The 13,787-nt window shown below is 62.6% G+C and carries 11 protein-coding genes; 9 read left to right on the top strand and 2 right to left on the bottom strand.

Features of this window, described 5'->3' with window-relative positions; translation table 11 throughout:
- Positions 1 to 164 precede the first annotated feature (164 nt).
- The 4 genes from AC1DVS_RS01160 (at position 165) to AC1DVS_RS01145 (ending at position 5,908) form a co-directional block, all read left to right on the top strand.
- On the top strand, positions 165 to 2,090 hold the full coding sequence (locus tag AC1DVS_RS01160) for a hybrid sensor histidine kinase/response regulator (RefSeq protein ID WP_478021203.1): 1,926 nt from the start codon (positions 165 to 167) through the stop codon (positions 2,088 to 2,090).
- 60 nt (positions 2,091 to 2,150) lie between these two features.
- Complete coding sequence (locus tag AC1DVS_RS01155; protein ID WP_478019505.1) at positions 2,151 to 2,918, top strand: histidine phosphatase family protein; 768 nt, start codon at positions 2,151 to 2,153, stop codon at positions 2,916 to 2,918.
- Positions 2,915 to 3,796, top strand: coding sequence for an NAD(P)H-hydrate dehydratase (locus AC1DVS_RS01150; protein ID WP_478019503.1), 882 nt, complete (start codon positions 2,915 to 2,917; stop codon positions 3,794 to 3,796). The genes AC1DVS_RS01155 and AC1DVS_RS01150 overlap by 4 nt, the downstream gene beginning before the upstream one ends.
- 66 nt (positions 3,797 to 3,862) lie before the next feature.
- On the top strand, positions 3,863 to 5,908 hold the full coding sequence (locus tag AC1DVS_RS01145) for a M13 family metallopeptidase (protein ID WP_478019501.1): 2,046 nt from the start codon (positions 3,863 to 3,865) through the stop codon (positions 5,906 to 5,908).
- A gap of 4 nt (positions 5,909 to 5,912) precedes the next feature.
- On the opposite strand, the gene AC1DVS_RS01140 is transcribed toward AC1DVS_RS01145, so the two are convergent.
- Positions 5,913 to 7,013 (bottom strand): pyridoxal phosphate-dependent aminotransferase, encoded by a 1,101-nt coding sequence (locus AC1DVS_RS01140; protein ID WP_478019499.1) that lies wholly within the window; start codon positions 7,011 to 7,013, stop codon positions 5,913 to 5,915.
- A gap of 172 nt (positions 7,014 to 7,185) precedes the next feature.
- Here AC1DVS_RS01140 and AC1DVS_RS01135 point away from each other — a divergent pair, with 172 nt between their 5' ends.
- Positions 7,186 to 7,791: a DedA family protein gene (locus AC1DVS_RS01135; protein WP_478019497.1), complete on the top strand. Its 606-nt coding sequence runs from the start codon at positions 7,186 to 7,188 to the stop codon at positions 7,789 to 7,791.
- A gap of 127 nt (positions 7,792 to 7,918) precedes the next feature.
- Complete coding sequence (locus tag AC1DVS_RS01130; RefSeq protein WP_478019495.1) at positions 7,919 to 10,207, top strand: hypothetical protein; 2,289 nt, start codon at positions 7,919 to 7,921, stop codon at positions 10,205 to 10,207.
- A 196-nt stretch (positions 10,208 to 10,403) separates the two neighbouring features.
- On the opposite strand, the gene AC1DVS_RS01125 is transcribed toward AC1DVS_RS01130, so the two are convergent.
- Positions 10,404 to 11,660, bottom strand: a complete 1,257-nt coding sequence (locus AC1DVS_RS01125) for a NupC/NupG family nucleoside CNT transporter (protein WP_478019493.1) — start codon at positions 11,658 to 11,660, stop codon at positions 10,404 to 10,406.
- Positions 11,661 to 11,817: 157 nt separating this feature from the next.
- Between AC1DVS_RS01125 and AC1DVS_RS01120 the strand changes: the two genes are divergently transcribed.
- From AC1DVS_RS01120 to AC1DVS_RS01110, 3 genes are all read left to right on the top strand, one after another.
- On the top strand, positions 11,818 to 12,459 hold the full coding sequence (locus tag AC1DVS_RS01120) for a queuosine precursor transporter (protein WP_478019492.1): 642 nt from the start codon (positions 11,818 to 11,820) through the stop codon (positions 12,457 to 12,459).
- A 72-nt stretch (positions 12,460 to 12,531) separates the two neighbouring features.
- Positions 12,532 to 13,431, top strand: a complete 900-nt coding sequence (gene argB / locus AC1DVS_RS01115; RefSeq protein WP_478019490.1) for an acetylglutamate kinase — start codon at positions 12,532 to 12,534, stop codon at positions 13,429 to 13,431.
- A 62-nt stretch (positions 13,432 to 13,493) separates the two neighbouring features.
- A complete protein-coding gene (locus tag AC1DVS_RS01110; RefSeq protein ID WP_478019489.1) occupies positions 13,494 to 13,781 on the top strand; it encodes a YggT family protein in 288 nt (95 codons plus the stop codon).
- Positions 13,782 to 13,787 lie beyond the last annotated feature (6 nt).

Here is a 13,787-nt window from a genome sequence, read left to right as displayed (position 1 = left end):
GGCAATTGCTGTCGCGATGTATCCCTAACGCCACAGCGCAGGCAGGTTCGGCGGAACCTCGCCGTACGCGCGGAACGTCAGCGCCCCGTCCCGTGTTATGACAACTCAATGAACCCGTCGGCTGACTGGTGGGGCGGAACGGGAGGCTTTTCTTGACGGATGTGATGCAGCGATTCGACGCGTCGCTGACGGACGAGGGCCGTTATCGGATGCTGGTCGAGTCGATAACCGACTATGCCATCTATATGCTTGATCTGGGCGGCTGCGTCGCCAACTGGAATGCCGGGGCGCGGCGTTTCAAGGGGTACAGCGCCAACGAAATCATCGGCGAGCATTTCTCCCGTTTCTACACGGAGGAAGATCGCGCGGCTGGCCTCCCCGAGCGCGCACTGGCGACGGCGGCACGGGCGGGCGTGTTCGAGGCCGAAGGCTGGCGTGTCCGCAAGAATGGCGAGCGTTTCTGGGCACATGTCGTGATCGACCCGATCCGCGATGCCGAGGGCGTGCTCATCGGATACGCCAAGATCACGCGCGACCTGACCGAGCGGGTCCGTGCGCAGGAAAGCCTGCGGCAGAGCGAGGAACAGTTCCGCCGGCTGGTTCAGGGCGTCACCGACTATGCGATCTACATGCTCAATCCGGATGGGCGGGTCGCGACCTGGAATATCGGTGCCGAACGCATCAAGGGCTATCTTCCCCACGAGATCATCGGCGAGCATTTCTCCCTCTTTTATACCGAGGAAGACCGGGCTGCGGGCGAGCCGCGCCGCGCGCTCGAAACCGCCGAGCGGGAGGGCCGCTACACCAGGGAAGGATGGCGGGTCCGCAAGGACGGCACGCGATTCCGGGCAAGCGTCGTCATCGATCCGATCCGTAACGATCTTGGCGAGCTGATCGGCTTTGCGAAGATCACGCGCGATGTGACCGAGCGCGAAGAGGCCCAGCGCGAGGTCGAGCGCACACGCGAGGCGCTTGCCCAGTCCCAGAAGATGGACGCGATCGGCCAGCTGACCGGCGGCATCGCGCATGATTTCAACAATCTGCTGATGGCTGCGTTGAGCAGCCTTACCCTGCTCCAGAAGCGCCTGCCGGCCGATCCTCAGGCGCTGCGCCTGCTCGAGAATGCCGTCCATGCGGTCGAGCGCGGCACGACCCTGACTCAGCGCATGCTCGCCTTTGCGCGCCGGCAGGACCTGAAGCCCGAGCGAGTTGACATCCCGACCCTGGTGCGCGGCATGACCGATCTCCTGTCGCGGTCGCTCGGCCCCGCCTACACCATCGAGACGCGCTTCCCGCTGACCCTGGGCACCATCATCGCGGATGCGAACCAGCTTGAAATGGCGCTGCTGAACCTGGTGGTGAATGCGCGCGATGCCATGCCGGAAGGCGGGACGATCACCATTGCGGCGCGCGATCGCATCGTCAGGCCCGATGATTCCGAAGGGCTGGCGCCCGGCAATTATGTAAGCCTGTGCGTATCCGACACCGGTTCGGGCATGGATGCCGAGACGCTGGCGCGCGCCATGGAGCCCTTTTTCACCACCAAGGGGGTGGGCAAAGGCACTGGCCTCGGCCTGTCGATGGTTCATGGGCTTGCCGGACAATCGGGAGGGCGGCTCCTGCTCGAAAGCCGCATGGGTGAGGGGACTGTTGCCGATCTCTGGCTGCCGACGGCCGATGCACCGCCGGAGCCGGCGGTGATCTTCGAGACCGTTCCCGTCGCTTCCAGCGCGGGCCGTCCCCTCAAGGTGCTGGTGGTCGATGACGACGTGCTGGTCCTGATGAATACGGCCGCGCTGCTGGAGGATCTCGGCCATCTGGCGCTTGAGGCCAATTCAGGTGCCGAGGCGCTCGATATCCTCCAGCGTGAGCCGGGGATCGACCTTGTCATCACTGATCAGGCGATGCCCGCGATGACCGGTGTCCAGCTCATTGCCAGCATCAAACAGGCGCGCCCCGACATGCCGATCGTGCTCGCGACCGGCTATGGCGAGCTCCCCCCAGGCGCTGACCAGAACATCCTGAAGCTCGGCAAACCCTTCCACCAGCGAGACCTTGCAAAGGCGCTCGTCACCGCACTGGCGGCGTGACGCGGGCGGAACGCCATGCCGGATCTGGCGTTGGGAGGAGCCGCTTGGAAGGATTGCGCGGTGGATGTGTCGACGAAGCGGTGGCCGGCCATTCTCTGGATCGTCCGCCACGGGCAGAGCGCAGGAAATGTAGCACGCGATGCTGCGATGGACGCGCAACTCGATCGCATCGCGCTCGATGCACGCGATGTCGATATCCCGCTGAGCCCGCTTGGCGAGCGCCAGGCACTGGCGCTCGGTGAGTGGTTCGCCGCCTCGCCTGAGCAGCGGCCCGAAGCGGTGCTGGTCTCGCCTTATGCCCGGGCGGTGCGGACCGCCGAGCTGATCCGCTCCGCCGGCGGCATTGATCCGGCCGAACCACTGTGCGCGGACGAGCGGTTGCGCGAAAAGGAATTCGGGATTCTTGACGGGCTCACAACGATCGGGGTGCGCAACAGCTTTCCGGATCAGGCGGCGTTCCGTGCGCTGCTCGGCAAATTTTATCATCGCCCGCCGGGCGGAGAGAGCTGGTGCGACGTGATCCTGCGTCTGCGCTCGCTGCTCGACACGATATCGCTGCATTATGCCGGGCAGCGTGTTCTGATCGTCGCCCATCAGGTCGTTGTGTTGTGCCTGCGCTATATCCTCGAGCATCTGGACGAGGCGCAGATCCTCGCGATCGACGCCGAGGGCGATGTAGCGAACTGCTCAGTGACGGAATATCGCTTCGATCCGGCTGCCGGCAAACAAGGCGGCCTGGTTCTGAAGCGGTACAATGATCTGACCGCAATCGATGACGTCGTGCCCGTCACGCGCGCGAAGGATCCGCCAGTGGCGGTCCGCGGATGATCGCCACACGTGCAATAGACAAGGGCTGGCTCGACGCGCATCCCCTGCCCACCATTGAGGGCCTGGATAAAGAGGAGCGCGGTCGCGCCGTGCTGGTTGGCGGATCGACTGTCGTGCCCGGTGCACTGCGCCTCACCGGGGAGGCAATTCTTCGAGGTGGCGCGGGCAAGCTGCAGATCGCGACCGTCGAGCAGGCTGCTCTCCCGCTCGGCATGCTGTTCCCCGAGGCGGCGGTCGTGCCATTGCCGGCCGACGATCAGGGCGAACTGGCCGGCGGTGCGCAGAGTCTCCGGCCGCGTCTGGAGCGGTGCAGCACGCTCATCATAGGGCCGGCCATGCGGGAGCGCCCGCAAACCGCCAGACTCGTTTTCGATCTGCTGGAAAGCCTGGAGAAAAGTACTCCGTTCCTGCTCGATGCAGGGGCGATGACGGCAGTCCGATCCAACGTCGAACGCCTGCGGGTGGTGGCAGGCCGCGGCGTTCTCACACCCCATCACGGTGAGCTTGCGACAATGCTGGAGATCGAGAAGCAAGCCGTCGCCGCCGACCCGGCCTGGGCAGCTTCCGACGCCGCAACGCGCTTCGGTTCGGTCGTGGTGCTCAAATCGGCTGAAACCATTATCGCCGATCCGTCGGGTGAGCTGCTTCGCTACACGAGCAAGGCGCCTGGCCTCGGTACGGCGGGGTCCGGAGACGTGCTCGCAGGCATTATCGGAGGGCTGCTTGCCCGCGGCGTCGAGCCCGTAGTGGCTTCAGGCTGGGGCGTCTGGCTGCACGGCTCGGCGGGTGAAGCCGCCGCCGCGGCGAGTGGGCCGATCGGCTTCCTTGCGCGGGACCTGCTCCCGCATCTTCCAGCGCTAATCGCAAGGGCAGGCTGACGCGGCTTCGCCGATTGCGGGCATTCAGGGCGCGTGATAGCTCACCAATACACTGGAGGGCTTCCCATGCGCATTTCACGACTCGCCATCATCCTGTTGCTCGGCGCCTCGAGCGTCGGCCTCGCGTCGAGCGCGATCTCGGCGCCTGCGCAAAAGGCCAAGCCAAAATATGGCGCCTGGGGCGTCGACTATGCGACGATGGACAAGGGCACGAAGCCAGGCGATGATTTCTTCGGCTTTGCGGAAGGCAGCTGGCTGAAGAGCGCGCCGATCCCTGAGGACCGCTCGCGCGCCGGCTATAATTACGACCTCCCCGATCTCGCTGAGAAGGATGTGCGCGGTCTGGTCGAGGATGCCCTGCGTCAGCCCAACCCCGAGCCTTATGTCCGCCAGATCGGCGATTTCTATGCGGCCTGGATGGATCAGGCCGGCATCGAGGCGCGAGGCCTCGCGCCGCTGACGCCGTGGCTGGCAAAGGTTTCGGCGGTGAACAGCCGCGAAGCGCTGGTCCAGCTGATGGCCGACCCTGCTTTCGCAGCGCCGATCCGGATCGGCATTTCGGCCGACGAAGCCGATCCCACCCGCTATACCGTCACCACCGGCCAGGCCCGGCTCGGCCTGCCGACCCGCGATTACTATCTGCTGCCCGGCGAGAAATATGTCGGAATCCGCAAGGCGTACCGCGACTATATCATCGCCATCCAGCAGCTTGCCGGCATCCCGGACGCGGCCGCCAAGGCTGACCGGATCATCGCGCTCGAGACTCAGCTATCGCAGGATCAATGGACGCCCGAGCGGCGCCGCGATCCCAAGGCCACCTACAACCCGATGGACCGGGCAAAGCTCGCCGAGCTCGCGCCGCAATTCGACTGGCCGGCGACGCTCGATCATCTCGGCCTCGCGGCGATGCCGACCGTCGTTGTGCGCGAGCCGAGCGCAGTCGCCGCGGCAGGCGCGCGAATCGCCGATGTGCCGCTCGAAACCTGGAAGGACTATCTCGCCTTCCGCTTCGTCAGCGATCATGCGCAGTTCCTGCCCAAGGCGTTCGACGATGCCCGCTTCGGTTTCTACAGCAAGACGCTGAACGACGTGCCGACCCAGTCGGAACGCTGGAAGCGCGGCGTACGGCTGCTCGACGGCGCGCTCGGCGAAGCGGTCGGCCGGCTTTATGTCGCGCATCACTGGTCAGCCGACACCGATCGCCAGACCCAGGAACTCATCGCTGATCTGCGCGCTGCCTATGCCGACAAGATCAACCACGCGCCCTGGATGGACGCTCCGACCCGCAAGGAGGCGCTGATCAAGCTCGCAGCCTTCGATCCGCGGATCGGCCACCCCGCGACCTATATCGACTATGGCAAGATGGCGATCAGCCGTACCGATCCGCTCGCCAATGCGGTCAACGCGAACATATTCGACTGGCAGCTCCAGCTCTCACGACTCGGCAAGCCGGTCGATCGCAGCCTGTGGGACATGACCCCGCAGACAGTGAATGCCTATTACGATCCGACGATGAACCAGGTGACCTTCCCGGCCGCGATCCTGCAGCCGCCCTTCTTCGATCCGGCGGCTGATCCGGCGGTCAATTATGGCGAGACCGGTGCTACGATCGGCCATGAGATGGGGCATGGCTTCGACGATGAAGGCCGGCAATATGACGCACAGGGCCGGTTGCGCGACTGGTGGACCAAGGATGCGGCTGACAAATACACCGTCCATGCCCAGATGCTGGTCAAGCAGTTCGATGCCTATGAGCCGATCCCCGGCACGCATATCAAAGGCCAGCTTACGCTCGGCGAAAACCTCGCTGATCTGGGCGGGCTCGAAGCTGCCTATTCAGCCTATCGCCGCTATGTCTCGCGCCACGGCGAGCCGCGGGTGATTGACGGCTTCACCGGCGACCAGCGCTTCTTCATCGCCTATGCGCAGAGCTGGCAGGGCAAGGCGCGCGAGAATGCGCTGCGGGCACAATTGCTGTCCGATCCGCACAGCCCGGAGATGTACCGGGTGAATGGCATCGTCCGCAATTTCGATCCCTGGTATGCGGCCTTCAATGTGAAGCCGGGCGACAAGCTCTATCTGGCGCCGGCGGACCGGGTGCGCGTCTGGTAGGTCCTCAGTCGCGCAACGCGGCGGAGATTGCCTTCAATCCGCCTTCCAGTTCCTCGGCGGTCGGCCAGCCATAGCCGAGGCGGAAATGCGTGTCGGGCCGTTCGAACCAATGGCCCGGCCCGACATAACAGCCATGCTCTTCGAGCAGCCGCTGGTAGAAGCCCTTGGTGCCGCCGCGTGGTTCGACGCGCATGCGCGGGAAGCAGACCACGCCACCCTGTGGCGGCACCCATTCCAGCAATTCCTCGCCGGCCATCCATTCGGTGACGCGGTCGCGACGACGGCGCATTTCGGCAAGGGTCGGGATCAGCAGGACGTCTCGCCTGGCGAGGATCTGCTCGGCGATCCATTCATCCACAACGCTGCCGCAGATGGCGATCTGCTCCTTCGCGGCGAGGAAGCGCTCTTGCAAAGCTGTGTCGCGGGTGACGATCCAGCCGATCCTGATGCCGGGAACGCCATAGGCCTTCGAAAGCGATGCCACGCTGATGACATGGTCGCCGAGCGACGCCGCTAAGGGCAAGGGACCGTCGAACGACAGGTCGCGATAGGTTTCGTCGACCAAGAGGATGCAACCATGCGCTTTGGTGAGCGCGACCAACGCCCCCAACTCGCCCTCGTCCAGCATCGTGCCGGTCGGGTTGTGCGGGCAGGTGATGCTGACCATCCGCGTATGCGGCGTGATCGCCGCCTCGATCGCTTTGGGGTCAATCGTGAAACCGGACTCAAAGCTCAGATCAATATGCGTGACGTCGCAGCCGATCGCGCGCGGCGTCTCGAGGTTGGTGGCATAATTGGGTCGGATCACGACGAGATGATCGTCGGGTGCAAGCAAGGCGGTCGCGATGATGAACAGGGCGCCCGCCGCGCCGACCGTGACCAGCACGTCGTCAGCGGCAACACCGCCGCTCGTCTCGGCGATCAAGCGCCGCAGTTCGGCACCGCCGCGATGCTCGCCATAGAGCAAGATCAGGTCGGGGATGGTGAGTCCGAGGCCGGCGATGCTGCGATCCGCGACCGAGCTTTCGGAGAGGTTGTAGCGGATCCGCCCATATCCGAACTCTTCGGGCGATTCGATCTCGATCGGCATCCGGGCGTAGCGCATCGATTCCCCCAATAGGCTCGATCACATGATAGCTGGGGCGGCTCTTCGAGACAAAGGGCGGACCGGAAGAACCTGTTCCTCCCCGTGCAGGGGAGGAATAGGAGTGAACCGCCCCGCGCATTCCTCGCCACAAGTCTGGTCACAAGCCGCCTTACCGGGCATCCTTCGGCCAATGGCGATCGAAACCCTTGTTGCCCGCTACGGCCTCGCCGCGATCTTCCTCGGCGCCGGTATCGAAGGCGAAACGTCAGTCATCGCCGGCGGCGTTCTCGCCCACCGGCACCTGATCCCGTTATGGGGCGCGATCCTCGCCGCCTCCCTCGGTTCGTGCGTTGCCGACCAGCTGTTCTTCGCCGCCGGTCGCTATTTCCGCGAGAACCGCCGCGTTCGCGCCATGACCGCGAAGCCCGCCTTCGCCAAGGCGCTGGTGACGTTCGAGCATCATCCGACCCTGTTCGTGATCGGCTTCCGCTTCCTCTATGGCCTCCGGACAGTCAGTCCAGCCGCGATCGGCACGACGCATATCCGGACCCGCATCTTCGTCCTGCTCAACGCCCTTTCGGCTGCAATCTGGGGGACGCTGTTCACCGGCATCGGCTATGGTTTCGGCGGCGGGATCGAGCGCCTGCTCGGCGGCTTGTCCGTCAGCCGCCTGATCCCGATCGCCGCCGCCGGCCTCGTGCTGCTGATCGGCACCGCCCAGCTCGTCCGGTGGCTGCACCACCGCTACGCCGATCGCTGCGAAGGGCGGGCCGCCCGCGCGGCGGCCGTCAGCTGATCAGCAACCCGGCCGGCGGAAGCCCAAAGAGGTGACCAGGCCGCTCGGCTCAACATGCTGATGCACAGCAGAGATTTCCTTTGGCCAACGAAAATGCCAGCACACTGAGGCAAGTCAGGCGTGTGCGATGATCTGGTTCGACAGGGGCGAGGGCACCGTTGATTCAACTGCAGCCACGCGAGCTGTAGAAAAATCAGGTCGTCCTGGAACTAGGGCGGCCCTGACCCATTCAGAGGATAGAAAATTGAAATATATAGGATTTGCGGCCGCACTGGTGGGGCTGCATGGCACCGCGTTCGCGCAATCGGTAAAACCAGTCGTCAACAAAATGGGGACATTTCAGGAGATTCAAGCGGGCGATACACTTGTCGACGGACAAAATAGAAAGGTTGCTTATCAAACTCAGTTCGAGATCACGGATTACTGTACGGCGGCGGAAATCGCCTCGAACATATCGACCTGCGCACAGGCAGCCATCAACGCAGCCCAGGCGACTGCAAGCGTAAGCTTTGGCGGGGTGATGGTCCATTTCTCCGGACAAAAGTCTCCCTATCAGCTTACCGGTGCTCCGCTGAGAATCACCAGCAGTTTTGTTGGGTTGGTCGGAGATACAACTCAAGGAACTTTCATCAATTGTGCCAATGGGTCCAGCGACTGTATCGTGATCGGTCAGGCAACTGGCTCGGGTATCCGCGATAACGTGATCCGTGATCTTGGCGTGTGGGGGAGCGGCAAGACGGGTGGTGCCGGGCTGCATATTTATAACAGTTACCGCACGCTGGTCCAACATGTCGATTTGGAGAACATGGTTCGCGGAGTCGACGTCGAAACAAACACCAATAGTGTCACGCTGGAGCATGCCACGATCGTCGTCAATCAACCAGCTTCGGACTATGGAATTTACTGGCACGCCCCAGCGGATGGTTCATCCCGCTCGGATGTGTTGACCTTTAATGATGTCGTGATCGATGGCCAGTGGTCGAATGCCACGGGCTGGATGTGGAGTGGCCTCGCGAATACCGCTGGCGGTTCAAGCTTGCGCATCCTCCACATGAATTATGGCATCCGGGTGGTCAATCCTGTCGCGAGTTCAAGCTTTGCCCCTTCTTTTCTCAACATACACGACCTTGAGCTCGAAGGATTCAAGACACGAGCCTTGTCGATCGAAGCCGGTTACGAATTTCGCATCACAGGTTCGGATATCACTAACCTTGCCGGCAGCAACGGCAATGCAGATGATTATGCGGTTGCCTGCTACGCCGACACTGCCGGGACCATCACGCGCGGTTTGATGATCTCGAACACACGTATCGGAGACAGTCGCAAGTCCGGTCTCTATTCCGAGTGCCGTGGAACCCAGCTCGATAACGTGCAATTTTTCACGACCAGCTACGCAGGCACGAATCTATACCCAGTAATCCAGCTTGCATCGACTGCCCAGGACAGCAGTTTCACGAACATTGTTTGCGAGGAGTTCGGCGGGAGCGCCAGGGCTTCCAACTGTCTCAACATTGCATCGGGAGCGGCAAATATCCGTGCCGTGAACTTCGTCACCAACTATATCAACTCGACCTGGATTTCCGATCCAGGGGGTGCTGCACTCACCAACGCCCCTCGCCTTTCGATTGGAACGTTCAACCCGGCTGTTGACGGCGCTCATTCCGGCATGCGCGTCGATCAGAATACGGATACAATATTCAAGGTCGCCAATGGTGCCACCGGGACAAATGCGGCTGCGCGGTATGATTGGTCAACCGGAACGCCAAACGCATATGCCATTGCGGCGCTCAAGGATAACGCAGGCTCGCCCTATTGGCAGTTTTCGACCGGTAGTGGGGTGGGGTACACGCAGTGGACGTCGAAGCTGGGCTTGGGCACTTTTAACCCGTCAACAGCGGGGGCCAGCTATGGAATGGAAATCGATCAGAATTCCGATACTATCTTCAAGGTAGTAAATGGCGCGGTTGGCAGCCTGGTCAGCTCCCGATTCGATCAGAGCACCGGAACTCCCAACAGCTACGCAATCTTCGCGTTGAAAGATAATAATTCAGTTCCTTATTATCAGATTGGTTTCGGTAGTGCGGTGAAGGCCGTCATCGTCGATCTTCCGATTCAACAGGTTACCTATAATTACGCGGTCCCACTGGCCGGAACTTCGGTGACGATTGGCGATCGTCAGGATGTGGCGATACTCAATCCATCCAACAGCCTTGCAACACTCACGATCACATTGCCGACCTGCTCGGCGCTTTATGATGGCAAGCGTGCTGGATTCTCGACGACACGAGACATTACGGCACTCACCATGAACGCAACCGCCGGCACCGTGAATTCGCCCTTCACGACTGCAACTGCAGGGCAAGTAGCGACGTGGCGGTGTGTAGGGAGCACAGCGACTTGGTTCCGCAGCAATTGACCTGCCTTACCTCGGCTTTGCTCTAGTGCCGCTCGGAAGAAAGCACCCTAATACGACATGTCCTTTGGCATAACGACCTGACAAGTCGGCGTAAATTCTTCCCTCAATCGGGTCGCGATCGGGATCAATGATCCCGTCGCGGCCCGCCCGCTTCCGTCCCCTCCCATTTGCAACTCGAAACTTCTTTGCCTCTCGGTCAGCTGATCAGCAGCCCGGCCAGCGCAGCGCTCATCAGGTTGGCGAGGCTCCCCGCCGCCAGCGCCCGCAGGCCAAGCTTGGCGATCATCGGCCGCTGGTTCGGGGCAAGGCTGCCCGTCACTGCCATCTGGATCGCGATCGACGAAAAATTGGCAAAGCCGCACAGCGCAAAGGTGACGACCGCGACGGTGTGATGCGACAGGCCCTTTTGCGCGCCGAGCGAGATATAGGCGACGAACTCATTGAGCACGATCTTCTGGCCGAACAGGCCGCCGACAATCTGCGCCTCGTTCCACGGCACATTGAGCAGATACATGAGCGGCGCGAACACATAGCCGAGCAGCCCCTGGAAGCTCAGCGTCGGATAGCCGAACCACGCGCCGACGCCGCCGAGCAAGCCGTTGGCGAGCGCGACCAGCGCGACGAAGGCAAGCACCATTGCCCCGACCGCGACGGCGAGCCGCACGCCGGTCTGCGCACCCTGCGCCGCCGCCATGATGATATTGGCCGGCTTTTCCTCGTCGTGGCTGGCCTCGGCGATCTTGATCACTTCCTCTTCGGGATTGTCGCCGAGCGGAAGCTGGTCGAACGGCGCCTCCTTGACATCGGGCATGATGATCTTGGCCATCAGGATGCCACCCGGTGCCGCCATGAAGCTCGCCGCGAGCAGATATTCGATCTGGATTCCCATCGAAGCATAGGCCGCGAGGATGGTGCCGGCGACGCCCGCCATGCCGCTGGTCATCACCGTGAAGAGCTGGGCCGGGGTGAGGCTGGCGAGATAGGGGCGGATGACGAGCGGCGACTCGCTCTGGCCGACAAAGATATTCGCCGCCGCGCAAAGCGATTCGACCTTGGACACGCCGATCACGAACTCGATCGCGCCGCCGAGCCAGCGCACGACCAGCTGCATGATGCCGAGATAATAGAGGATCGAAACCAGGCTGGCGAAGAAGATGATCACTGGCAGCGCCTGGATCGCGAAATTCTTGCCGAGCGGGTTTGCGGCGAGGCTGCCGAACAGGAAACTCGTGCCGGCATTGGCATAGCCAAGCAGATTGGCGACGCCGCCCGACAGGAATTCCAGGACTGACTTGCCCTGTGGCACATAGAGTACGAGGAACGCGATGCCCGCCTGGAGCAGGAAGGCAGCGCCGACGACGCGCGGGCGGATCGCCTTGCGGTTGTTCGACAGCGCGAACGCGATTCCCAGGATAACGATGATCCCGATGATGCCGATGGGAAAATGACTCATTGCGTGTGTACGCCCCCAAATTTGCCGCAGCTTCGCAGTTTTCCCGCCTGTTGCGCAAGAAAATTGCGGGTGCCGCGGATCAGGTCGTCCGGAGACGGATGCAGACGGCAAAACGCGCGCGATTGACGCCGGGGTGAAACGCGGTAGCGTCAGGCTGATGAACCAGACCAGTCCCGCGATCCCGCGCTCGCTCTTCGTCTATTCGATCTTCTATGGCGGCATGGTCTGCATCGCGGGCGTGCTCGGGGTGAAGCAGGTCGCTCTCGGTCCACTCGCGGTCGAGGCCGGGATCTTCGGCTTCCTGCTGCTGGTGGTGATGGGCAGCGCCGTCACTGAGTTGCATGGGCGGGGAGCGGGAGATCTGCTCGTCCGGATCGGTTTCGTGCCGCTGATCGTCTCGGCGCTCCTGATCCAACTCGTGCTCAGGCTGCCGACGGACCCGGGCATGTATCCACCCGCGATCGAGGCTTTCCCGATCGTTGTCGGGCAGAGCGCACGGATGATGATCGCCGGGCTGATTTCCTACGGCACCTCGCAGACATTGAACATCTTCATCTTCTCCAAACTGCGGCAGGGCACAGGCAAGTTGCTCTGGCTGCGTGGCATGGTGGCGAGTGTGGTGTCGCAGGTGGTCGATACGGTGCTGTTTATCTCTATCTCCTTCTACGGAGAGCGGCCGATTCTCGCGCTGATGGGCGGTCAGATGCTCGCCAAGGTGGTGCTGTCGATCGTGCTGGTGCCGTTCCTCATCACCTTCTTCGTCTGGTTCGGCCGCAAGCTGGACGCGAAGACGAACTGAGCTTCAACCCTCTCCCGAAGGGAGAGGGTAATGCGCTTTCACCCCGCCGATGATATCGGTAAGGGGCACGCCATGACCGATCACTCTCCCGATCCCGCCCTGCTCGCCAAGGCAGAGACGCTCGTCGAGGCGCTGCCCTATATGCAGCGTTATGCCGGCGCGACCTTCGTCGTGAAATATGGCGGCCACGCCATGGGCGATCCCGAGGCGGCGCGAGACTTCGCCGAAGACGTCGTGCTGATGAAGGCGGTCGGCATCAATCCAGTCGTCGTCCATGGCGGCGGGCCGCAGATCGGTGCGATGCTGAAGCGGCTCGGGGTCGAATCGCGCTTCGTCGACGGGCTTCGCGTCACTGATGCCGAGACGGCGCAGATCGCCGAAATGGTCCTGGCCGGCTCGATCAACAAGGAGATCGTCGGCTGGATCGGCCAGGCCGGCGGCCGTGCGGTTGGGATTTCGGGCAAGGATGGCGGCTTCGTCACGGCCGAGAAGGTCGGCCGCAACACGCCGGACCGGCTGCAGGGGATCGAGCGCCATGTCGATCTCGGTTTCGTCGGCGAGCCTGTCGGCGTCGATCGGCGGATCATCGACACCTTGTCGAGCGCCGGTATTATCCCGGTGGTCGCGCCGATCGCGATCGGGGCTGACGGCCAGACTTATAATATCAACGCTGACACCATGGCCGGCGCGATCGCGGCGGCGCTCGGTGCGCACCGGCTGTTCATGCTGACTGACGTGGTCGGCGTGCTCGATAAGCAGGGCAAGCTGCTGACGGATCTCGACCCGGCGGCGATTGCCGAACTGCGCGCCGACGGCACGATCAGCGGCGGCATGATCCCGAAGCTCGAGACCTGCGTCGCCGCAGTCGAAGCCGGGGTCGACGCCGCCGTCATCCTCGATGGCCGCGTGCCGCATGCGATGTTGCTCGAAATCTTCACCCGGCGCGGTGCCGGCACTTTGGTGCGCCGTTAAGCCGCCTTGTTAGAGGGCGGTTCTTTCCGCTATCGATACGACCGGCTTTGCGGAGATAGTGAGTGGTCCTGATAATCCAGATCGTCCAGGTTCTGCTCAACGTTCTCTGGTGGATCGTCATGGTGCAGGCGATCATGTCCTGGCTGCTCGCCTTCAACGTGATCAACCTTTACAACGAGACGGTGCGCGCCATCTGGCAGGCGCTGGAGAAGATCACTGACCCGATCTATCGCCCGATCCGGCGAATCATGCCCGATTTCGGCGCGCTCGATCTCTCTCCCATGGTCGTACTGCTGATCATCTACATCCTCAGCACCCGGGTGATCCCCTATTTCTATCAAATGCTGTAACCGGCG

The organism is Sphingomonas sp. P3_C5, assembly GCF_056402635.1.
The sequence above is the reverse complement of the archived record's forward strand: the minus strand, read 5'-3'. Positions and strand labels throughout refer to the sequence as shown.